This window comes from Vibrio sp. Vb1337 (genome assembly GCF_033338715.1).
GTDB classification, from domain to species: domain Bacteria; phylum Pseudomonadota; class Gammaproteobacteria; order Enterobacterales; family Vibrionaceae; genus Vibrio; species Vibrio alginolyticus.
On record NZ_JAWOTD010000005.1, the window covers coordinates 132,917 to 155,944 of the forward strand.

General features: G+C 42.9%; 22 protein-coding genes. 9 read left to right on the forward strand and 13 right to left on the reverse strand.

The genetic code is table 11. The features are described 5' to 3' along the window. The 4 genes from R7E42_RS07720 to R7E42_RS07735 form a co-directional block, all read right to left on the reverse strand. The gene (locus R7E42_RS07720; protein ID WP_005376334.1) at positions 1–252 is read right to left on the reverse strand and encodes a hypothetical protein; all 252 of its coding nucleotides are present in this window, start codon (positions 250–252) and stop codon (positions 1–3) included. Then, positions 236–1,945, reverse strand: a complete 1,710-nt coding sequence (locus tag R7E42_RS07725; protein WP_033907082.1) for an SgrR family transcriptional regulator — start codon at positions 1,943–1,945, stop codon at positions 236–238. The genes R7E42_RS07720 and R7E42_RS07725 overlap by 17 nt, the downstream gene beginning before the upstream one ends. A 79-nt stretch (positions 1,946–2,024) precedes the next feature. Beyond that, the gene (locus R7E42_RS07730) at positions 2,025–2,258 is read right to left on the reverse strand and encodes a DUF3389 domain-containing protein (RefSeq protein ID WP_005376338.1); all 234 of its coding nucleotides are present in this window, start codon (positions 2,256–2,258) and stop codon (positions 2,025–2,027) included. A gap of 6 nt (positions 2,259–2,264) precedes the next feature. Then, entirely contained in the window at positions 2,265–2,699 is a 435-nt protein-coding gene (locus R7E42_RS07735) for a hotdog fold thioesterase (RefSeq protein WP_005376340.1), read from the reverse strand. Positions 2,700–2,900: 201 nt separating this feature from the next. Between R7E42_RS07735 and R7E42_RS07740 the strand changes: the two genes are divergently transcribed. Continuing rightward, positions 2,901–3,689: a M48 family metallopeptidase gene (locus tag R7E42_RS07740; protein WP_017634168.1), complete on the forward strand. Its 789-nt coding sequence runs from the start codon at positions 2,901–2,903 to the stop codon at positions 3,687–3,689. Positions 3,690–3,771: 82 nt separating this feature from the next. Here R7E42_RS07740 and R7E42_RS07745 read toward each other — a convergent pair whose 3' ends face one another. Further along, positions 3,772–4,800, reverse strand: coding sequence for a site-2 protease family protein (locus tag R7E42_RS07745; protein WP_054575173.1), 1,029 nt, complete (start codon positions 4,798–4,800; stop codon positions 3,772–3,774). A 422-nt stretch (positions 4,801–5,222) separates the two neighbouring features. Between R7E42_RS07745 and R7E42_RS07750 the strand changes: the two genes are divergently transcribed. The 4 genes from R7E42_RS07750 (at position 5,223) to R7E42_RS07765 (ending at position 10,089) form a co-directional block, all read left to right on the forward strand. Beyond that, on the forward strand, positions 5,223–6,467 hold the full coding sequence (locus tag R7E42_RS07750) for an outer membrane protein transport protein (RefSeq protein WP_213969392.1): 1,245 nt from the start codon (positions 5,223–5,225) through the stop codon (positions 6,465–6,467). A 20-nt stretch (positions 6,468–6,487) separates the two neighbouring features. Beyond that, the gene (locus R7E42_RS07755) at positions 6,488–8,896 is read left to right on the forward strand and encodes a VolA/Pla-1 family phospholipase (RefSeq protein WP_318072559.1); all 2,409 of its coding nucleotides are present in this window, start codon (positions 6,488–6,490) and stop codon (positions 8,894–8,896) included. A gap of 136 nt (positions 8,897–9,032) precedes the next feature. Then, the gene (locus tag R7E42_RS07760; RefSeq protein WP_017634171.1) at positions 9,033–9,242 is read left to right on the forward strand and encodes a YgdI/YgdR family lipoprotein; all 210 of its coding nucleotides are present in this window, start codon (positions 9,033–9,035) and stop codon (positions 9,240–9,242) included. 289 nt (positions 9,243–9,531) lie between these two features. Further along, a complete protein-coding gene (locus R7E42_RS07765) occupies positions 9,532–10,089 on the forward strand; it encodes a PhnA domain-containing protein (RefSeq protein ID WP_005376350.1) in 558 nt (185 codons plus the stop codon). Positions 10,090–10,274: 185 nt separating this feature from the next. Here the strand turns inward: R7E42_RS07765 and R7E42_RS07770 are convergent, their stop codons facing one another. The 3 genes from R7E42_RS07770 to R7E42_RS07780 all read right to left on the reverse strand — a co-directional run bounded on the left by R7E42_RS07770 (position 10,275) and on the right by R7E42_RS07780 (position 14,130). After that, entirely contained in the window at positions 10,275–10,466 is a 192-nt protein-coding gene (locus R7E42_RS07770) for a hypothetical protein (RefSeq protein ID WP_005376351.1), read from the reverse strand. A gap of 279 nt (positions 10,467–10,745) precedes the next feature. Further along, positions 10,746–11,765 carry a TerC/Alx family metal homeostasis membrane protein gene (locus R7E42_RS07775; protein ID WP_033907086.1) on the reverse strand — a complete coding sequence of 340 codons (1,020 nt, stop codon included), beginning with the start codon at positions 11,763–11,765 and terminating at the stop codon, positions 10,746–10,748. A 622-nt stretch (positions 11,766–12,387) separates the two neighbouring features. Further along, positions 12,388–14,130 carry a bifunctional UDP-sugar hydrolase/5'-nucleotidase gene (locus R7E42_RS07780; protein WP_318072560.1) on the reverse strand — a complete coding sequence of 581 codons (1,743 nt, stop codon included), beginning with the start codon at positions 14,128–14,130 and terminating at the stop codon, positions 12,388–12,390. A 268-nt stretch (positions 14,131–14,398) separates the two neighbouring features. Here R7E42_RS07780 and R7E42_RS07785 point away from each other — a divergent pair, with 268 nt between their 5' ends. After that, complete coding sequence (locus R7E42_RS07785) at positions 14,399–16,033, forward strand: ATP-dependent endonuclease (protein ID WP_047103581.1); 1,635 nt, start codon at positions 14,399–14,401, stop codon at positions 16,031–16,033. A 153-nt stretch (positions 16,034–16,186) separates the two neighbouring features. Here R7E42_RS07785 and R7E42_RS07790 read toward each other — a convergent pair whose 3' ends face one another. Further along, the gene (locus R7E42_RS07790) at positions 16,187–16,669 is read right to left on the reverse strand and encodes a DUF1097 domain-containing protein (RefSeq protein ID WP_318072561.1); all 483 of its coding nucleotides are present in this window, start codon (positions 16,667–16,669) and stop codon (positions 16,187–16,189) included. Between the two features lie 228 nt (positions 16,670–16,897). Next, positions 16,898–17,803 (reverse strand): LysR substrate-binding domain-containing protein, encoded by a 906-nt coding sequence (locus R7E42_RS07795; protein WP_005376369.1) that lies wholly within the window; start codon positions 17,801–17,803, stop codon positions 16,898–16,900. Between the two features lie 301 nt (positions 17,804–18,104). Here R7E42_RS07795 and focA point away from each other — a divergent pair, with 301 nt between their 5' ends. Beyond that, positions 18,105–19,556: a formate transporter FocA gene (gene focA / locus R7E42_RS07800; protein WP_318072562.1), complete on the forward strand. Its 1,452-nt coding sequence runs from the start codon at positions 18,105–18,107 to the stop codon at positions 19,554–19,556. Positions 19,557–19,693: 137 nt separating this feature from the next. Here the strand turns inward: focA and R7E42_RS07805 are convergent, their stop codons facing one another. The 3 genes from R7E42_RS07805 to R7E42_RS07815 form a co-directional block, all read right to left on the reverse strand. Continuing rightward, positions 19,694–20,263 (reverse strand): YceI family protein, encoded by a 570-nt coding sequence (locus R7E42_RS07805; protein ID WP_017634178.1) that lies wholly within the window; start codon positions 20,261–20,263, stop codon positions 19,694–19,696. After that, on the reverse strand, positions 20,260–20,799 hold the full coding sequence (locus R7E42_RS07810) for a cytochrome b (protein ID WP_025767789.1): 540 nt from the start codon (positions 20,797–20,799) through the stop codon (positions 20,260–20,262). Before R7E42_RS07810 ends, R7E42_RS07805 begins: the two co-directional genes overlap by 4 nt. 174 nt (positions 20,800–20,973) lie before the next feature. Then, entirely contained in the window at positions 20,974–21,216 is a 243-nt protein-coding gene (locus R7E42_RS07815) for a DUF2164 domain-containing protein (protein ID WP_005390155.1), read from the reverse strand. 183 nt (positions 21,217–21,399) lie between these two features. Here R7E42_RS07815 and R7E42_RS07820 point away from each other — a divergent pair, with 183 nt between their 5' ends. Together R7E42_RS07820 and R7E42_RS07825 are read left to right on the forward strand one after the other, a co-directional pair. Next, positions 21,400–22,032, forward strand: coding sequence for a hypothetical protein (locus R7E42_RS07820; protein WP_005376385.1), 633 nt, complete (start codon positions 21,400–21,402; stop codon positions 22,030–22,032). 187 nt (positions 22,033–22,219) lie between these two features. Further along, positions 22,220–23,008 (forward strand): EAL domain-containing protein, encoded by a 789-nt coding sequence (locus tag R7E42_RS07825; RefSeq protein WP_042520834.1) that lies wholly within the window; start codon positions 22,220–22,222, stop codon positions 23,006–23,008. The last annotated feature ends 20 nt before the right edge of the window (positions 23,009–23,028 follow it).

A 23,028-nucleotide genomic window follows, 5' to 3' on the forward strand; every position in this document is an offset into this window, starting at 1 on the left:
TTATTTCATCGTCACTTTGCCGCCAATCATTTTGTAAGCGGGGGTTCCTCTTACTAGGGTATCTCTTGCAAACTCTTGTCCGCAAGCGGGGCAAATACATGGGGTTTGTGTGAAATCGTCAACAATGCGCTCTTTGAAGCATTTAACCAGTGCGCCTTTCCCGCCTTTACGGTACTTAAATAGTTGAGTTTTACATTTAGAGCAAAAGATATCGACGGTTTTCGTCGGTTGTTTTTTATTCGGTTTCGCCATGGTTACTTTCTATATCCGGTTTGACCCATACATTATTAAAATCAAACCAACCTAAGGCATTACACTTTGCATTTTGTAACGCACCGCTGTGGTCTTTATTCACGCCTAGCCAGCAGTGAAACATAGGAATCACCTGACAGCTTTTTACTAATTGTCGTCCTAGCTCACGCGCAGGAAAGTCTGTGTGCATGCCGGCACGCCATTGATCGACAAGTTTAGCCCATTCACTAAAATCGTAACCTGAACTGAACTTCTCAATATCACTGTAATCCAGGAGCCAGCCCGCCAACGCGTCATTTCGGTTCGTTGCAATGCCCATAGCTTTCACCCAGATATCCACTTCCTCCGGTGCGGGCGGTTGAGAATCATAACGAATAAACTCAACCTCTATACCGTGCGGTTTTAAGAGTGTCTTGATGGCCTTGGCAACTACTGGAAACATCGGATGCTTTTTCTGATACGCTACGGAAATTACCTTATTAGCCTGTGGTACGCTGCCCGCTTCCGCTGGCCTGAGATCAATCCAACCGGGCTTAAGGCCAAAGGCTTGCAATACTCCCAGTTCCATCACTTTATCTTGTGGAACATGCGCGTAAATCTGGTGACTGTTGAGGGTTTGCGAGAGGAACTCTGCCCAACGTGGATCTTTTGCAATCCCAGTGTTTTTGTTTAGTAATAGGAATGTACAGCCAGGGTCCAGCTCGACTTCATCGGATGAACCTTGTTTATCCATCTTCGGCTTTGACAGGCTTGGATAAACCATTGAAGAATAGGCTTCATCGATTACCCACACCTCCACTTGGTCAAGTAAAGGGCGAAAACCAAAGTAGCCATCAAAAGCAGTCAAAATAAGACGCTTATCATCATTCATTTTAACTTGGAACGGTCCTGTCCCTATCGGTTGTCTATCGAAGCTTTCAGAACGCAAAGCACTCGGTAGCAAAATTTTTGCTTGCGACTCACTCAGAGCCAGAGGCAGGTAGCGATCAGGACGGATGAGCTCAATATCAACGGTCCACTCTTGTGGCGAAGACACCCGCTTTATGTGAGAAAACAAGTTCAAGCTATTTAACGCAAGCACACTTTCAAGAACACAACTGGTTGTTAACGGTTCACCGTTATGAAAGCGTACTCCACGACGAAGATAAAAACGCCAATGTGTATCAGAAATTGCTTCCCACGTGTGGGCTAAATCTGGTTGAAGTTGTTCATTTTCATCAAGGCGAGTGAGTCCGCTAAAAATTTGTCTGGCGATGTGTTGTTCAGAACGCCGCATCGGTTTCTGCGGGTTTAACATCGACAATGGTCGATAATAAGGCAAACGCACGACCTGCTCGCCCTGCCGATGTTGAAGCCCTAAATAACCTTGGATAACCTGCGTCAATCGTGCCGCATCGTTATCAAGCGCATCTAGAGCCTGACCGATTTTCCCTTCATCGAGATAACGCCTGGCGAGGTTTTCGCTGACATCGCTTCGATTACGTTTAAAAACGAGTTTCGAAAGTTTTCCTCGACCCGCTGCCGGATGCCACTCAATCCAGCCCTCTTCTTCAAGTTTATTTAGAACAATACGAGCATTACGACGTGTACAAAACAACGCTTCGGTGATGTCTTCGAGCTGAACGTCCGTATCGTGACCGGAAAATTTTTCAAACAGTGTTTCGAACTGAACACGTAAACGAGGGCTACTCATAAAGAGGAAATTCTTATCTTGTTGTCGATAAGCTAAGTTTCCTCATTTTTACCAAAAAGTGCAAACATCACACTATAAATTATTGAATATCGATACCAATTTCTCGCGAAAGTTCAGCCAGTTGTTCCTCGTTGTCTAGCTTGATAGACCATTTACACTCTGCTCCATGAGATAAAACAACGTTCGCTCCTCTACCCAGCAACTGAATTGCATCGGTTTGCGCTTGCAAGGTTACCATTGCACTGCCGGAGAGCTTAATCACTATTTCACGCTGGGTTGCAATGATTTTTCCTAATGAAAACTCAATCACCATCTTAGTTTATACCGACTTTGTTTTGTGTTGTTTCACAGCGATGGTCAAGCGACTGGTACACACTAAACGGCCTCGCTCATCAGTGATATCGATTTGCCACACTTGCGTTGAAATACCCAGATGAAGCGGTTTTGCCGTACCAATCACATGACCACTTCGCATGGCTCGCACATGGTTCGCGTTAATATCTAAACCGACGCAGTAGCTGCCCTCATCGACAGAGAAGTTTGCAGCTAATGAGCCTAATGTTTCTGCGAGCACGACTGATGCACCACCGTGAAGCATTCCTAAAGGTTGATGAGTAAAGCTGCATACGGGCATGGTTGCTGTAAGGGAGTCGTCAGTGAAATCTGTATATTTAATTTGTAGGTGCTCGATCAGGGTATTTTTTGACGTGGCATTCAGAATCTCTATGCTTACGGGCTTTTTCCATATACTCATTGTTTTACTCTTAGTTTCACAAACTGGTTTGTTAGGTTGTAACGATGTGCTAGGAAGCTAGCATAGACGCTACTTGGGCATAACTTCAAGACGTAACATCTCACCTTCTTTATTAATCAGATGAATAACTTGATCCATGCATCATGTTACTATTTGGGTATATACTATTGCTTCAAAACAAAAAATTAAATGGAGCCTGTTATGAAGGTATGGATGAAAGCCTCTGCTCTTTTAACTATCGCGGGTTTAACGGCGTGTAGCGCATCACCGACGGGTCGCAACCAGATCCTGATGTTTTCAGATCAGGAAATGTCATCGCTTGGCGCTAAATCTTTCGAACAAATGAAGAAAGATATCCCAATCAGCAAAGATCGCAAAACGAATGCCTACGTTCAATGCGTTGCCAAACACATCACTGACACCATTCCCGCTCAATCTGGATTTAAAGACTGGGAAGTCGTTGTTTTTGATAGTGAACAAGTCAATGCGTTTGCTCTACCAGGTGGGAAGATCGGCGTGTATACCGGGCTTTTAGATGTCGCGAAAAACCAAGATCAGTTGGCAACAGTCATTGGTCACGAAGTCGCTCACGTCCTCGCTGACCACAGTAATGAACGTCTCTCACAAAGTCAGTTAGCAAATGCCGGGTTGTCTCTAGCAAACGTTGCCATTGGAGCTTCCGAGTACAAACAGTATCAACAAATGACGATGGCGGCACTTGGTGTCGGTGTTCAATACGGTGTTATCTTGCCATACGGTCGTACTCAGGAATCCGAGGCTGATATTGTCGGGCTGGAATTCATGGCAAAAGCAGGTTTCGACCCACGTCAAAGTGTCGATTTATGGAAAAATATGAGTGCTGCATCAGGTGGTTCTCAACCACCTGAATTCTTCTCAACCCACCCATCGCACAGTACGCGCATTAAAGATTTACAAGCAACCATAAATAAGCTGCCTGCGTATAACGCGAAAGCACCAAGATGTGGCTAATTCATTGCTACTTGCTACTATCGTCTACTACTTAAGCTTGCCAAATAAAAAAGCTCCCTAGGGAGCTTTTTAATGATTCTAATCAAGTGCCCAATATCTGTAGCGGCAAACTTAACAAACTATCTCCGAGAGTGGCAAAATACCAGATGATAGAAACAAAACCTCCGACAGAGACCAAGTACCAAGCAAGTGAAAATAGTTGCCCATAACGGGTTAATGGCAATAAATGGCTTTGATGTCGAGCTCTCCATTCCATCACCACTTCCAACATTCCCATTAACAATAAAAACCCTAGCAACGTCAGACCGAAATAGTAACTAATAAAAATGCCTAATAAAGCGGTCGCAATACTGCCAACTAACCCGACCCAAGTATTCATTGAGAAGGTAATACTTTTGAGCACATGGCCACCATCTAATGGTAAAATAGGCAGCAGATTAAATAGGTTTAGCAAGGCGTTAAACACAGCAAGCCCAGCGAAGATCACCTCACCAGTCATCCAATAAAGCAAAGTAAAAACAATACTAAGTACTAAACCGAAAAATGGTCCCATGATTGAGATAACCACATCCTGCCAGCGCGTGTTTATCTTTTCGTCACTTAGCGCCAAACCACCTAGGAATGGAATCAAATAGATTCCTTTGGTCTTCATTCCAAAATACTTCATCGCTCTAATGTGACCATATTCATGAAAAACCAAACAAGCGATCAACGCTAGCGCGAACTCGATGGAAAATAGCCAAGAATATGCAGCGAGACTTGCAGACGCTAACGCCACTTTAATAACTTTCGCACTTTTAAGTGCTTTCATCCCAAGAGATACGAGGCCTATTACACTTAAACGCTTTTCGGATGGTGGCGTAACTTCTGGCACTTGGCGCTCGATGTCTTTTTCATTTCGACAACCTTCATTGATGAGCTCACCGTTAATTGTGACCTTGTAACTCAATTCAAACGGTTGCCATGTTAAAGAACACTCTAAATGACAGTTCAGGATTTCCTCACCCGCAGAGAGCCTAAACTGGTGTAGACAAGTCTCTGCGGTATTGTCACTGGCATCGATTTGAGACACCAACGTATTATCCCAATATAACTGCTGCCACCCAGCCATCGATCCTTCGAGCCTTAGCGAACGACCTAAAAATTCAACATTCAGTAATTCCAATGCGGTTCCTATTGCGTCTATTGAATAACTACATAGCGAGCGCGAATTATGCCTGTGAAGTGAAGAAACAGCAAAGCGAGCTATCTCTTGATTTGATCGTTATTTAACTATAAAGCTCGCAAAACAATTCTGGTCGTACCATTCTCTTCAAAAATATAACGATAATACATGCCCTTACAAGCCATCGTTTGACCTATGCATCATATTTAAAACGCAAAATACGCTCAAACTTTGACAAGTTATTAAACATACAATTAACATTACATTTACATCACCGTTGTATTTCGCGTATTAACAATTGGTGTAAGTACCACACAACAATTACAAGGACTTCGGTCCAGCATTATGACACCCTAGGAGGGTCAAGGATGAACAAGAAGCACTGCTCTCTGCTTACAATTTCAATATTGTTTGCGTGTAATGCCCACTCAGCGGGCTTCCAGGTAGCTGAACATTCGGCATCTGGTCTTGGTCGAGCATTTTCAGGTGAAGGGGCTGTCGCAGATAATGCCAGCGTCCTTGCTCGTAACCCTGCAGCAATGACACTTTTCAAAGAAGCTCAATTTTCGGGCGCGTTATCTATCATCGACCCTGAAGTCGATGTGTACGACACTGTAAACAATGAACACGCGAAAGATGTCGCCCCTTTACAGATCGTGCCAGCAGGTTATTACATCAGCCCTATCAATGATAACTGGGCTTGGGGTATCGGTATGTTCACAACATACGGTGTTGCTACTGACTATCCAAATGATATTTCCGCTGGTGATATGGCGGGTGACACTTCCCTACTTTCAGTAAACATCAACCCTAATGTCGCTTACCGTATCAACGAGTCTTTCAGTGTCGGTGGTGGTATCAACCTAGTATACGCTGAAGCAGAGCTGACTCGTCACAAAGGCGCACTCGCCGGTATTTTAGGTGGTAATAAGTCCGATAACCTTGTCGGCATGGAAGGTGAAACTTTCGCTTGGGGTTGGAATGTCGGCGCTTTATTTGAGCTAAATGAAAACAACCGTTTTGGCTTTGGCTACCGCTCTAAGGTTGATCTAGATTTTGATGACGGTGAGTTTAGTAGTTACGACTCAGGCCGAGCTCCATCACCAAAAGTGGATGGCCGTTTAAAAATCTCTCTCCCTTCAATTATCGAATTATCGGCTTTCCATCAACTGAATGAACAATGGGCAGTACATTACGGCTGGCAACAGACCGATTGGAGCACATTTAAAGAACTGAAAGCGACGAGTCCTCAATGTAATGATGGAACTGCTGGTCAATGTTTCTACAAACCAGAGAAATACGAAGACAACAACCGTTATTCTATTGGTGCAACTTACACCCTCAATGCGGATTGGACATTCCGTGCAGGTTTTGCGTACGACGAACAAGCAGGTGAAGCGACATTGAGTATCCCTGACAGTGACCGTTTTTGGTACAGCGCGGGCCTAACTTACGCAATGAATGAGAACTTAACTTTCGATGCAGGCTTTGCACTTGTTAAGAGTAAATCAGGCTCTTTCACTGAGACAAATGCTCTGGGTGAAGAGATTAAGTTTGACTCAGAAGGTACTGCTTACATCAGCGCGGTACAGATGAACTACACCTTCAAATAATGGGATTACGGAGTAAACCAATGAAACACACGTTTAAATTATCAATGCTTTGTTCTGCAATCCTTCTTGCTGGTTGTGGTGATGATACCTCCAGTTCTGGTACTTCCGACAAAGTTCAATTTGAAGATGAAGTCCAAGCATTGCTTGATCGCGAAACATCCATCAGTTTTACGCTTCAAGGAGCGAACGCAGATGTACCGGCACCGTCTTACTTATTAATGGACACAAGCGATGGTACGCTTGGTCTGCCAACTGATGGCGATGATGCTTTAACCAACCCTAGAGCCTCGATGAATACGATGGATGGATGGTCAACGTCTATGCCAATCGTTCTTAACTTCAACGGCGACGGTTTTGCAGCGGGCATGCTGTCGTCTGGTGTTAAAGTCATCAAGATTAACCAACGCTTAACCGAGTGGGACGGTAAATCTAACCCAATCGAAGAGGTACTCGTTCAGAATCAGGACTACGTAGTTCAAGCAAAAGGTAACTCTCTATACATCCAGTTCTTGGCTGCACTTGATGAGTCAAGCGAGTACATTTTTGCGGTCACACAAGATGTTACTGACGTAAATGGTGAGCCAATTGGTACATCTGCAAGCTATGCAACTGGTAAATCGAAAGAGATCGTTTATGAAACTGGCGACCTTGCTTCTGTTCAAGCAGTCACTCAGGCGGTTGAAGGAATTTTTGGTATTGCCAAAGTAAACCCTGCAGACATCGTTTATTCTTCATGGTTCAGCACCCAGTCAGTAGGTGATACGTTAGCGGCAGTCAAAGGAGTAACCGCTACTGGTTTTTCTACTGGCGCAAACACACTAAATACCGTTTACAAAAATGACTCAAACGAAGGTTCAGTTGACTTATCAACGGCCTACACAATAACGCTCGGTGAAACCCAAGACTTTAGCACTGCGCTAGACTCTGACGATGACTTTAGTAAATACATTAGCGATCTAGACGCAGCTAAAACGGCAATTAAAGGCCTTTACATGCAATCAGGTGCCGATGTAAGCGTGACACAAGGTGTGGTAACACTGCCTCATTACCTGGAAAAAGGCGCAAGCTGGAACATGCAACCAATGGTATCTGCGATGCCAAGCCTAGCGAAGCTAAGCGCAGCATTAGCGGATCCGAACGAGCAAGCAAACATGGTTCAGCAGCTATCAACAGGCGTTTTTGCAAATGATCCTGTTGATGTGACAAAGCTTGCTACAGATCCTACAGAGCAGCTAAAACTTGTTGGAGCTAAGCTTACTCTTACCGATGGTACCCAGCTTGATAGTGAGCGTATTATTACTCGCTACTCGCCTGTTCCCGTAGTGAAATCGGTTGAAGATGTCGAAGTACTGGTCTTCACACCTAAATCTGGCGTCGCGACAGACGTTGTGATTTATCAACACGGCATCACCTCAGCGAAAGAGAATGCGTACGCGTTCGCGTTCAATATGGTAAAAGCAGGTGTGGCAGTTATCGCTATTGACTTACCTATTCATGGTACGCGCAGCTTAGATGAACAACGTTCCGCAAATGCGAATGTACTGGCTTATCTAAATCTTTCCAACTTAGCCGTTGCGCGTGACAACCTACGTCAGAGTGTTCTGGATGTGTTAGGCTTGCGCGCTAGCTTGGTAGTATCTGCTCAAGGCGGTCTTTTAGCTGGAGGTCCTCTGCAAGGCTTCAACCCAATGACGGGTTCAAAAGTCAAAATGCTAGGTCATTCACTTGGCGGTATTGTCGCTACATCTGCCGTCGCAGCAGCAAACAATACATTGGGCAGCCCTACTGCGGATGCACTGTACACCTTTAGTTCTGCATCAGTACAGAACTCTGGTGGACAAATTGGTAATTTGTTACTGGGTTCAGACAATTACGGCCCTCAGATCAAACATAACCTCGCTTATGCAGCATCTAAAGACTATGCGAGTTACGCTGATGCATCATGTGCGGATCTAGAAGATAAAACATGTTACGAAGCATTTGAGGCTGCGGCAACGGAAGCTCAAGTAGCAGCGCTAGAAGCAGGTTTTTCACAATTTATCTATGCAGCACAGACTACACTAGACACTGTCGATCCGTTCACAAACGCTTCAGATTTAGTGGCATCTGGTTCGCTAACGACACCATTCTTTATGACAGAAGTGGATGGCGATAGCACAGTACCAAACAGCGTTCCAAATGCACCATTCGCGGGTACTGAACCGCTCGCTAATAAGCTAGGGTTGAAGACTGTGAACAGTACGGACACTACTGTGAATGCAACTGCGAGCTTTGTACAGTTTAATGCTACTGCATCGCACAGTACTTTTGCTTCGCCAAATGGCACTTTGTCTGATATTGATCATCATGTAGAGATGCAGATGGAAAACACTGACTTCTTAATGGATGACGCATTAACAGGTGTCACTAACACTTCTGTTTTGAAGTAATCGCAACATCCTTCCTACCAAAGCCCAGTAGAAACTGGGCTTTTTCATTTCAATTCTATTCAAACCCCCTCATATTTCCTCTGCTATAGTTAAATCGATGTCTTTGCCTAACTCACTTGTTTAAAAGGAAAACTCTATGCGCGTATTGACTGTTATTGCCACTGTATTACTTCTTTCTGCATGCGGAAGTAGCCAATATCTGATGTCGACAAATGAAGGGAAAATTATTACCTCTTACGGTAAACCAGACCTGAACGAGGAAACGGGTATGTACGAATATGAAGACATGGATGGTAAAGAAATGAGTATTTCAAAAGAGCAAATTGTCCAGATTGTCGAACGTTAACGACAGGCCCTCTGTAAATTAGAGGGCTATGTTCTAGCCACCCTCTCTCTACATTTACCTCTTTTAGGCTTGTAATCGTTGTAGAAATTGACACAACTAATTCATAAGCCAAAACAATTAATAGTGTCTTTTATACTTCCGTATTATTTATTTAGCGAATATTTTACATCTTCACCTTAATCAGGTTGGAGTATTGTAAAATCTAGTCTTTAATTCGCTAACACCCTTTTATTTCTCAGGATAAAGTGGATAATACCGCCACAAAATAACATTACTAAGGTGAGTCCTTATGTCTATTGAAGCTACTCTGCTTGCGCGCTGCGAGTCAAAATGTGAACTGTGTTCTTCTGAATCTCAACTAACTGCATACGCTGTCCCACCTCACGGTAATGTGACGGTTGATACTGCCATCATGGTTTGTGATAAGTGTCTGGGTGAGATCGATGAGCCAAAAGACATTAACCACTGGCGTTGTCTAAACGAAAGCATGTGGAGCCAGGTTCCTGCTGTACAAGTGACTGCATGGCGCCAACTCACTCGCCTAAACACAGAAAGCTGGGCTCAAGATGCTCTTGACATGATGTACATGGAAGAAGAGCAAATGAACTGGGCAATGAAAGGGATGTCTGCTGACGATAAAACGGTTGACTGTAACGGCACTGAACTTAAGAAAGGTGACGATGTAACAGTAATTAAAGACCTACCAGTAAAAGGCACTAACCAAGTAATCAAACAAGGTACAGTGATTCGTGGTATTAGCCTTGGCGATGATCCAAAGCTAGTTTCGGGTAAGGCAAATGGTGGTCAGTCGATGTACGTGATCGCAGAATACTGCCGCAAGAAGTAATATCTCACTTCAGTCAAGTCAAAACGGGGCACCAATGGTGCTCCGTTTTTCTATACAACACTTAATCTACTATCATGTCTACCTCCTCTAGAGTGTTTCTTTTCTAAGGCGTAGGTTGAGTAGGCATGTTATACAAATAAAAAAATACCGGCTCATAGGCCGGTATTTCTTACACTATTTCAATATTAACGGTACATACCGATGTCTTTTTGAATATGTGCTGACAAGTCTTCTGCGTAGTAACTGCGTGGCGCAGTATTATCTACAAATAGAATGTCCAGTAAGTGAGCAATCAGTCCTTTGAAGTTAACCGCGTAGGTTTTCTTATCCATAGAGGTTGGTAAAGCTACATTTGTCATTTGCATTGCTTGTGCCATGATTGCCTCTCTTTAAAAGCAGTAGTCTGTTTAGTTGGTTGTATATTAGTCAGTTTCTTATTGTTTAAGAAATGACAAATTTTACCCATTCAAATTAGAATTTCTAATAAAACAAACTCATTACAAAACTCAAAAATACAAATGAATAATAACGGCATAAATAATCACAATTGCTGTAATTACATTGAATAACTGAACATTACCTGCATAATCGCCCCTTAAGCAACAACATATATTTAACAATATTTTTCGTTATTTCTTTTGATTTTAGTGCTTACTTTATATTTTTTGATTAGTAATATTAACGCTAGTTTGACGCTTCGCTTTATTTTTTAGGAGTGATGCCACCACTGCCGATGTCATCACAACAACTAAAAATGTGAGAGACCATGCTGTCGGAATCTCATATTCTGTTCCAACCAATAGCATTTTTACCCCGATAAACATCATGATTACTGATAATGCTGGTTTTAAGTATACAAACTTGTCTAACATTGCTTGAAGAACAAAGTACAGCGATCGCAAACCCAATAATGCAAATACGTTCGCGGCTAAGACTAAAAATGGCTCTCGCGTTACCGCGAATATAGCTGGTATAGAATCCAACGCAAACATAACGTCCATTACTGCAATGACACCAACAACGATCAGCATCGGTGTTGCCACCCACTTACCAGCTTGCTTTAAGATTAAGTGATTTCCTTGGTAGTCATCTGTAACTGGCAATACCTTTCGAATCAACTGCTCCGGATATGGATTAACTTCTTCTGCTTCGCCTTTGTCGCGAGCTAGCTTAACACCTGTCCAAATAAGGAAAGCAGCAAATAAGTACAATACCCAGTGATACTGTGCAAGTAACTGAGCACCAACCGCAATCATGACAGCACGTAAAACTAGCGCACCTATCACCCCCCAAAGCAATGCTCTCGGACGCAAATGCTCCGGCACACTGTATTGTGCAAAGATGATGGCAAACACAAACAAGTTATCAACGCTTAACGACTTCTCTAGTAAGTAACCAGTTAAGAATGAAATCGTTGCTTTGTCGTTCGTATAAGCGCTATGTGGCGCGTAAAAGTCCCAGAATAAATAAATAGAACCTGCAAAAACAAAGGCAAGCAAGAACCAAAAAACACTCCAAACGATGGCTTTTTTCATCGTGATAACGCCACCACGTGTTTGATAGATATCAAGCGTAACAAGAACAAGGGTAAATAAACCAAAAGCACCATACATCGCTAATGATTCTTGAAGAGGCACCGATTGGCTCAATTGGGTGGTATTTTCGATAAGAGACATATTTCCTCCCATGGCGGAAGGACTTCGTTTGGTGACCTTCCGCAGACAATAACAACCAACAGCCACATAACGATTATGTGCTGCTAGTCAATGAATGCGTTGGTCTCGTTGAAGTGTTGACGTGAATGAACCACGTAACACCTTTACTTACCGGATAAGCTGATGCTTAACGAGATGACGATAAGTAAACTTGCGCTAACTACTCCCCAAACGCCGACATAATAACGCCGAGCGTCAGGCTTTCCAACAAAAAAGCCTTGTCTTATCGAAATAAAATTCTTATCAAAAATCAGGAAGCACTATAAAAAGAAAGAAATGGATTCAACCACCTGAACTTTAGTAAACAGACAAAAAGCAGCAAATGGCTCAAGACAAACTCTTCATTGGTTAGAGCCCTAACGGGGAAGATAGATACAAAAAAGGAGCATTACTGCTCCCTTTTGTAACATCCACATTCTTAGCAATTCAAAAGCCGCTTAGAGGCACAAAGTAGACCAGTGTTGACCAAATTGCGATCCAGGCAACCACGACTGCCGTATCTGCCCAATCTTTATTCCACATACTGCCACCCTCATCAACCCATGTAGTAAGTGGAGAGCAGCAAAATCAATACCAGTATCTATTATCGACGTCGCTTTGTGTAAAGTTTGTGACTTTGATTCAAACAGTTTGGCTCATCGGTCAGGAGTTCAATAAAACAATCAGCCATGGACAAACTGGTCACACGCCCTTCTCCTTTCATCTCCTGCAATGCGTCATACCCCTCTTTCCCTTTCATCGTATAGGCAGAAGAAGTCCCTCGATACCAAGCATCATCTTGAACACAAACCCATTGTTTGCCATCAAAAATCACTAATGATTGAACTCTTTCACCTTTTGGGGCATCTGCGTGGTACTCGAAGTTTAAATTGTAAGTGTACGGATAACTGCCAGATCCAGTGCCTTCTACGCCATTGTTGAGTGCATTATTTATCGCGCCTTCAAGTGCACAGCGAATAGCACTGCCTTTTACATCGTAAAAGCCGATAGGAACGGCAAAAGGCAACAGCCGTCCGGCAATGTCTGCCACTGTGATGTTGCCAGGGTTCAAAGAGGTTCGCACGCCACCCGCATTATGAATTGCAAATTGAACGTCATATCCACGTTTGTTTAAACAGTGCAGAAATGATCGGGCAACGGAGGAAGCCAACTCACTCTCACCAAATTCATCGGGAATTCTCACATGACGCTTTTTGGTGTCAACACTAGCAATGACTTGTGACTGTAACTGCCTGACCTGAGGAATATATTTATCGCTCAGGATCGCTTGAGTTTCCGGGTGTTTCTTACAAACCACGACATTCGGTTGACCATGGATGAAGTCGCACGCGGTTTCGAATACACCTTGGTCGAGCTGTTGGTTTAGCGTCGAGTCCCAAAAAATACGTCGACCAAGCAACAGTTCATTTTGTCCACTCAACATCGTTGCTTTACCGTGTTCATCAAACTCAATGACGCAGTGCCCCATTGTCAAAGCATGGAAACCCGCTTGCACCACATAGGTATCATTAATTTTGATACCGTAGGGATCGTCTTGTCCTAACCCTATTGATGAAAAATCACCTTGCAACCGGTGGCTGTGTCCACCAACAATTATACCAATACCTGCGACTTGCTCAGCTAACTCTAAATCACCTTCATAACCTAAGTGGCTCAGAAGAATAATATTTTTTATACCTGATGAATGGATTTGTTTTACGGTCGCCTTGGCGGTTTCAATTGCTGAGTGAAAAGGCGTGTCTGCATCAGGGTTTGCGATGTCGCTCATTTTATCTATGGATAATCCGAAAATCGCGATCCGCTCACCATGGAATTCTTTAACAATGTATTGAGCGCTCTGTGTATCCGGTTGGTAACTATATACATCCTTGCAATCACTGATACGGTGAGGTTTTTTAAGTGATTCATTGGATAAATCCCAGTTGCCAGCAAGCAATGGGAACTGAGTACGTTGGCAAAACAATGCAACTGGCTCATTCCCCATATCTAATTCATGGTTACCTAACGCCATTGCATCAATCTTTAATGCGTTCAATAAGTCGGCATTGGCTTTGCCTTTAAATAGTGAGAAATACAGCGTGCCTTGGAAGCAATCTCCGGCATGGAGGAACAACATCCCATGACCTTGGCGCTGAGCATCATCTCTTAACTGCTCGACTCTGGTTGCGATACGAGAAAAGCCGCCAGCACTGACATAGGGTTCTAGCGTGAGTTCATTGTTTATCTTAAGCTTTAACTGTAATGACGTTGGTTCAAAGTAGGAATGTGTGTCATTGATGTGTGCCAGTTTGATTCTCACTGGCTTATGATTGTTATTCATCTTCATCTTCTCTTTTTTCATTCCTTATAATAATAAGAAGTGAATCATGACAGAATCATGAATTTTATGAAACTGCGATTTAGGATTTCATGTTTAAGTGATCACGATGCTGTCCCCCAGCTTTGAAAGCAAGCCTCGCTTGTAACGGTCTCTATTCAGTAAGAGGCTCTCGTAATTTTGTGAACTGCGCTTAACTCAAAAATTCCGAATTCATATATGCTTAGGAGTAGCAAAATAACTCTCGATAATTCAAATAATTGCAAGGAGGATTGAGATGAGACTAGAACGCATCGAAATCTCCGGGTTTAGAGGCATCAAACGCCTTTCACTCTCTTTTGACGAACTCACCACGCTTATCGGTGAAAACACGTGGGGCAAATCATCATTACTCGATGCCCTTTCCATCGCATTACCTGCCAATGGCTCATTGTATCAATTCAAACTGAAAGATTTTCACGTTGACTACTCAATTTCTCATCCACAAACACAACACTTACAGATCATTGTTTGTTTTAAAGCACAGGATAAAAACGAAGTAAAAGCGGGACGCTACAGACGCATAAAGCCTACATGGTGCACCAACGAAGATGGTGAGCAAGTCATTTACTATCGTATTAGTGCGTCTCGCGATGAGCACGGCATTAATACAGAGTACGCGTTTTTGGATCATAACGGCAAACCCAAAAAACTTCACCACTCAGAGAAACTCGCTATTGAGTTAATGACACTTCACCCTGTAATCCGACTACGCGACTCCCGACGCTTCCCAGATTTAAACCATGTCAACGGCGATGGTAAAAATGCTCGGATTGAAAAACGAATCAACAACACCTGCCGACGCTTATTGGCTATGCCTGGCCATGTGAATAAAGGTGAGATTCGTAGTAGCCTCGACTCAATGCAAACGCTTGTTGAACACTATTTTGCATTCAGAAGTGTCAGTAAAGGTAACCCACGCAAACCTCGTGATGGTCTTTTCTATACAAGCCCTTCCTCTGATAAAGGTTTGAGTCAGTTCTTGAAAGAAACCAATGACAAACAAAGCCGCTTGCTCTTAATGGGGTTACTCAATGCCTATCTTCAAGCTAAAGGCCCCACCGATTTAAGGCGCTGTGCGAGACCAATACTGATCATTGAAGATCCAGAAGGTCGACTGCATCCAACTCATCTAGCGAGAGCGTGGTCCTTATTGCAATTGTTGCCAATGCAAAAGATATTAACCACCAACAGTGGCACGTTACTCGGTTCTGTTCCACTGTATTCAATTCGACGTTTAATTCGGCTATCAGACAGAACCATCGCTAAGAGTTTAAACTCAACAAAGTTTGGTCGAGACGAGTTGCGCCGAATTGGTTTCCATATTCGTTTTCATCGTTCAGGAGCATTATTTGCGCGGTGCTGGTTACTTGTTGAAGGCGAAACCGAAGTTTGGCTTTTTCATGAACTGGCTCGTCAATGCGGGTATGACTTGGCTGCCGAAGGGGTTCAAATCGTTGAGTTTGCTCAATCAGGTCTAAAATCACTCATCAAAGTAGCAAAAGAGTTTGGTATTGATTGGCATGTCGTTACCGATGGCGACCCAGCAGGGAAAAAGTACGCGCATGCAGTACGAGCACAGCTCGACCATGATCAGGAAAGGCATCGACTTACGGAATTACCCGACCGAGACATCGAGCACTTTCTGTACAACAATGGGTTTGAACTTTTCTTTAAGGACATCATCAAAGTTCCTCATGACCACCCTATCCCTGCTAAAAAAGTCGTAAATCGTGTTTTGAAAAAACATGCAAAACCGGACTTAGCTTTGGCTATTGTTTCTCATTGTGAAGAGAAAGGCATGGAGTGTATTCCTGTTCTTCTGCGCTGGACACTTAAACGCGTTGTTACCATGGCCAACGGCAATACATGAGTTAGGCGTATTTTGCACTCAGCGTATTGTCTTGTAATACAAAAAAAGCACACCAATTTGGTGTGCTTGTATCAAACATCATTAATTTTGATTAAGGGTATTGAGAGGGATAAAACTCAATACACAGTGGATACCAATAAGATCGGGGGTTCACTACTGTGCTTGCTCAGCAAGCGAAGATGAAGTAGCGGTTGATTTCGTATGCAACCATAGCCCTGTCGCTTTCATTAGATAGCCAAACACACCACCTAGCAACAACGATGGAATAACAAGTTGCCAGTTTCCATCAGCCGCAAATGTTGCGCATGAACCAATAAAAGTACCAGGGATGTACGCGAGCCAAGCCTGTTTAGCTTGAATACACATGAAGAATGCCACAATAGCGGTCATCACATAGCCAATAATTTCCAACCCAACGTAAGTGGAACCGTGAATAATTACCATTGCCCAGAATACGCCTGTCATATTGGTGATTAAGCTGATGCCTAGTCCTTTCAATCCGCTCGTTGGCGCTGCAAAGTAGCTCGTGCAACCTAAAAAACCAGCCCAAGAAAGCAAACCTAAAGAGATGGCGATCCAACCCCATACGCCAGATAAAATTCCAGTAGTGATAGAAATAGCTAAAAGTGTCGTCATGGTAGTCATACCTACTCGGCTATTATCGTACCTATATGGTTCAATAACTGCCTTCATACATTGAAATCAAGGACACATGTTAGATACATCAGCTCAGCTTATCGGTGATATTGATCACAATAAGATATTATTATTTTCACAATTTACATTAAAAGTTTGACGCAACCGATAAATCAACAGATTTAGGGAATAAACCCAACTCATCTCGTAGGCATGTTTAATCAACCTTTAAAGAACTGAAGGCTTCCCTTTCATCATTCGCAGCCCCTCTCTTTTAATGCAGTCGACTAATGGGTTTTCTGCCATATCTGAGCGCCATATAAATGAAAGCGTCCTTTCCATTTTTAACTCAGGTACATTTAATGCCACAAGATGACCTGCTTCTATATATCGCTCTACATCTAAATACGGTAAGCAAGTAAGGTACTGACCATTAGCAACTAAACTACGTAACACCGGAACGTGTTCGTACTCGCGCCACACATCCAAATCTTCAATAAGGTGGTGAATAGAACTATCAAATGTTTTTCGTGTGCCAGAGCCATGCTCTCTTAGTACCCACTTCGCTTGCTCTAACTGCGCAAGGCTAACAGACTGATTACGCGCAAAAGGATGATGAGAAGCTGCGACAACAGTAAGATGATCACGACACCATACTTCTTGGTGTAAACGGTTATCATCACAGCGCCCTTCAATAATCCCTAAGTCATACTTGTAATCTAATACCCCATCAATCACTCCTTTCGTACTTTGTACACCGAGAGAAATACGCATTTCTGGAAAGTCATTATCAATGATACTGATAAGGTCGGGAACTAAGTGCTCTGCTGGGGTTTGACTCGCTCCCATACGAATCTCACCACTCAATAAATGTTGCTCATAGAAGCCCATTTCAATCTGCAATGCATCTTGTAGCAAGCGTTTTGCTTTTGGTCGTAACCACATCCCCCAATGGGTTAACGCCATTTGCTTGCCTTGCCTCTCAAACAACGGCCTGCCAAGCATCTTCTCTAATTGCGCAAGCGACATACTCGTCGCTGATTGTGTCAAAGCCAATTTTTCTGCGGCTTGGCTTACACTGCCGGTATCTGCAACTGCGTCAAAAACCGCTAATTGCTTAAGTGAGTAGCGCAAAGTGTCCTCCATTATTAGTGGGTATTTCCCAATCCCCACAATTGTTAAAGCATGCCCCAATAAGCAATAGAGTTCATTTTACCTGGCCCCGTAAAGTTATCAATTAATTTGATGAGGTTTCTAAATATTATCAATTTTACCTTACTAACCGTTCTCCCTATTCTGAGTACGCGGTTCGGGAACACCGCAAGCCTCAATGGTTTTGAAACCGAAGTCATTGAGGCTCTTAATAAAAACAACAATTTCATTTTTGAGTTAATAACCAAGGATTTTTTATGCGATTACAAATTAAGGAGTCAATATGGCGGTGACCAGTTCTCAAAATCACCAGTATTTTTCTCCAAAAGAGATGATGGTTGAAGCGGAAAAATTTGCGTTAAGTAAGGCAAACAAAACCAGCAGTATGACATTAAGCCTCGCCATTATGGCCGGCGCGTTCATCGGGTTAGCATTCTTGTTTTACATCACGGTGACCACCGGCAGTACGGGCGCAGGTTGGGGCTTGAGCCGCCTAGCTGGTGGACTCGCATTTAGCATGGGATTGATCCTCATAGTGATCTGCGGTGGTGAATTATTTACCAGCTCCGTCCTATCCAGTATTTCTTGGGCCAATAAGCAAATCTCGTTCGGTAAGATGCTTTCGATCTGGGGCAAAGTTTACGTTGGTAACTTTATTGGTGCGATGTTCCTACTTGCGCTGGTTACTGCTGCTGGTCTTTATCAGATGGATGGCGGTCAATGGGGATTAAATGCGCTTAACATCGCACAACACAAACTTCACCACACTCTCATTCAAGCGTTTGCACTCGGTATTCTCTGTAACCTGTTGGTCTGCCTAGCGATTTGGCTGACATTTAGTTCTGCAAATGCAATGACAAAAGCAGCAATGACAATTTTGCCTGTGGCAATGTTTGTCAGCAGCGGTTTTGAGCACTGTGTTGCGAACATGTTTATGGTTCCACTTGGTATTGTTATCGCGAATTTTGCACCTGAATCTTTTTGGGCATCTGTCGGTGTGCCCGCGTCACAATACACAGACCTAAACATTAGCCACTTTATTACCGCTAACTTGATTCCTGTCACGCTTGGCAACATCGTCGGCGGAGCGGTATTAGTTGGCCTTTCAAACTGGTGTATTTTTCGCCGACCAGAACTAAAAACAGCGAATATTTCTTCTATCACTACAACTACAACACTGTCGTCAGTTAAGGATTTCACCATGAAAAATGCCTCTTTTGTTAAAGACATTATGAACCCAAAACCAGTCACCATTCGTGCAGAAACGCCAATTGCAGCCGCTCTGGATGTGTTACTTGATAATCACGTAACGAGCGCACCTGTGGTCGATGTACATAATCGCCTAGTTGGCTTTTTCTCTGCTCACGATGTAATGGTAGAACTATGGTGTGAAGACTATATTCCGGTGAAAGACCAAAAAGTTGTCGACATCATGAGCCGAGATGTGGTCGCAATTGACGCTGATGATCGCCTCGTTGATGTTGTGGAGTTCCTATGTATCGATAAAGAGCAGTTGTACCCAGCGAGCAGTATGGGTATTGCCACTCGCTTGACGTCTTTGTCTCTCGAAGAACGCGCTAAAAGTATCAAAGTAAGTAAGCCACAAGTGCTTCCTGTGCTTGAAAATGGGCAGATGGTCGGGGTGGTTACTCGTACTGAAGTATTAAAAGCACTACGCCCGATTTTTGGTGAGCGTTTAAACTTAGTGGAAAAAAGTGAGTTAGAAACAGCGTAATTCGCTAAACATTTACAACGTCTATTGGCTTTCAATCGCTATCACTGACGGGTTTATCGATGTTAGTGATGTGATTAAGATAATAAAAAAGCGCTCTTCAAGTGAAGAGCGCTTTTAGTGTATCTAAAAGGAACTAATTACTTCTTAATACCTTCGATATGAAGTTCCATATCGACGTAGCTTGAAGCACCCATTACTGGGATGTCAAAGTCAGCAAGCTCTAGGCGAGTGTTGCCAACAAAGCCAGCGCGCTCGCCGCCCCATGGGTCACTGCCAGCACCAACGAATTCAGCCTCAATAGTAATAGGCTTAGTAACACCGTGTAGCGTTAGATCACCAGTTACATCTAGTTTGCCATTGCCTTTATCAACCACTTTTGTGCTCGTAAAGGTTGCTTCACTGTATTTACCAGCATCGATGAAGTCACCACTACGAATGTGTTTGTCACGTTCAGCATGGTTTGAATCTAGGCTGGTTGTATCAACAACAACATTTACTTTTGAGTCAGCAATGTTGTTTTCATCAAAAGAAAAGTCACCAGAAAATGTATTGAAACGACCTTTGATGAAACTGTAACCCAAGTGGCTAACTTTAAAGTTGATTGAAGCGTGAGCACCTTTGGTATCGATGACATAATCTGCAGCTTGCGCACCAAATGGCAGTGCCATAGCGATAGCTAATCCTGTAGCGAAAAGTGACTTTTTCATTTTGAAGCTCCTAACATTTTTCTTAATGTGTTGTCTTTATCGATAAAGTGGTGTTTTAGTGCAGCAATAGCATGTAAGCCTGCAATCAGGATGACTGCCCAAGCTGCATAGAAGTGAATCTCACCTGCAATATCTGATTGGCCTGGGAATAACTCTCCCGCTCCTGGCACGGTGAACCAATTAAACACTTCGATGCCGCGTCCATCAGACGTTGAAATGAGGTAACCTGAAACAAAGATGGTGATCAATAGTAGGTACATGACACCATGCGCTGCTTTAGCAGCAAGCACTTCGTAACGTTTGCCTTCTACCTTTGGTGACGCCGTCACATGTTTCCATACGATGCGTGCCAAAGTTAAAATAGCGAGTAAAATACCGACAGAGCGATGGTAATGCGGCGCAGTTCGATACCATTCGCTGTAATAGCTAAGGTCGACCATCCACAAACCCACTGCAAATAGACCAATAATGCACAGCGCTGATAACCAATGCATCACGCGTGCAGTAAGGTTGTAATTCTTTACCAGTGTATCCATCTCAAGTTCCTAGATATATTCCTAAGTTAATGCTGAGCAAGAAACACTACATTAACCTATTTACGTCATATGAAACAGATTATTTACCATCATTTACATCTAGCCAATGGTACCGTATCTATCAAGTTGTTCGAATTTTTTGAAGGAACTTTAAATCGTTTGTAAAACTGAAACTTACAGCTTAACTTCTTGTTCTATCTCATACAGCTCTTCGGAAACTTCTAACATTCTGCGTTCAACCAGTAACTTAGCATCTTCAACACCCTTGTTATAATAAATTGGTCCTAGTTTTTCTGTAATAAAATCAATTAGAAACTCACTATCGAACTGTCCAATTTCAACATCTAGCTCGTCTTGCATGTAATCTTGAATGGCGGTGGCCAACGCCTCTTTTTGTGCGCGTTCTAGCTTTATCATTTTTTCCCTTTCAAATTTTTGTTCAACTTCTGCTTCTTTCGTGTTGCTCTATTAAAGATTAGACACGGTCATTTGTGAGAAATTTGGTGTTTAGATCAAGAAGTTGCCGAAGTAAATTAGTCTATTCTCAAAAGACTATGCTAACCTTTTGCAGTTCGTTTTGTAATTATTAAGGGATATTCTTTGCTACTCGACCTAGTTATTCAAAGTGTTAATGATTTTCAAGACGACTGTCTTAAGCTGTGTGAAAAGCATTACCCTGCGGTGCATAACCAAGGCATGAGTGAGCATCATCTTGGTCTCGCGTTTTCAAGAAGGATGGAACATACTTTTCGTCACTTTGGATACAACTGCGTGATAAAGCCAATCGAAGTGTTGGATTCTCCAGACCTTCCCCATCACTATCGAATTTCATCCGACATTGGCACTGTCTGGGTTCTGAGTCACCATATGGTCAGTGCCGGAAAATCTTGCCGGGAAAACTTACTCTCATCAATTACGGAATGGCAGAGTGAATATGGCTATGCCTTACAGCCTAATGACCTACTCTTTTTGGTTTGCGATCATTGGATAAGTCGCAGCAAAACGAGCCGAGAATTACTTCATTGGTGGATGGGTGAACTACCCGATCAGATCAACGAATACACAGAACAAGGAATCACACTGTACACCAGCGAGTCGCAACTCACGCAATCTTTGGACACTCGATTCGGTATTAGCCCTTGTTACATTAAGTTTGGGCATCCTTTACGGCGTTCGAACAAACAGCAGTTAGTCAGAAAATATTTGCAGTTGTATGCCGTACTGCAATGGTAGCATCAAATTGAAGTGCTGAGATTATCAATTATTTCATTAATTTGTTTGATATCACTCGACAAAACTACCCATCCATTACCATCGTTCTTGCTTGAGTTAATGAGCACACTTAGATTCATTGCCAATGAAATAGAAAAATTAGCGCGATAACGCTGATGTTGAGACATTGATTTAGGTTGTGGTAACAATGATGAGCATCTCGCAACTACTTAGTTGCATCCGGAAAGAAGCCGACGGGCAGTATATTGCGAAATACGCGAACTTCACTCTCCGCAGTGTCTTTCAACCCATATATAAGAACGATATTTCCATCGTTGGCCTTGAAGCACTGGTAAGAATTAGCAATGCCAATGGCACCATGGTTAGGCCAGATCAGTTTTTCCAATCCAAAGCGACTCCCACTCAAGATTTGCTCAATGTTGAACGCTTAAGTCGCCTAATCCATATCAAAAATTTCTCTCAGTCTCGCTTTCACACAAAACAATTGTTTCTCAATGTATTACCGGTAGCGGCAGAGATACTAGTCAAAGACATCACTTATAACCGACTGCTAAAACAAACCATTTATGAATCGCATTTGATGAATGAACAAATCGTCATGGAGTTACTTGAATTGAAGGTGGAGGATGAACTCTCTTTGTCTCAAGCTGCTCGGGAGTTAAGTCTTGAAGGATTTAAATTAGCGATTGACGATTATGGCGTCAATGCATCGACAACTGAGCGAGTGAGAAGCGTTTGCCCAGATATAATCAAGATGGATCGCTCTTTATTGCTAAGGTATGAAAACGGTGATTTTAAAGCGCTTAACGATGCATTATCACTCGCAAAAGCGTTATGCTCTAAAACCGTTATCGAAGGAATTGAAACCGAGCATCAACTTCGCTTAATGAAAAAGCTCGGTTTCGATATGTATCAAGGGTACCTACTTGCTATCCCCCAAACGTTAGACGTCTATGAAGAGGCAAAAACAGCCTGACTATGTAAGAACAAAAGTTT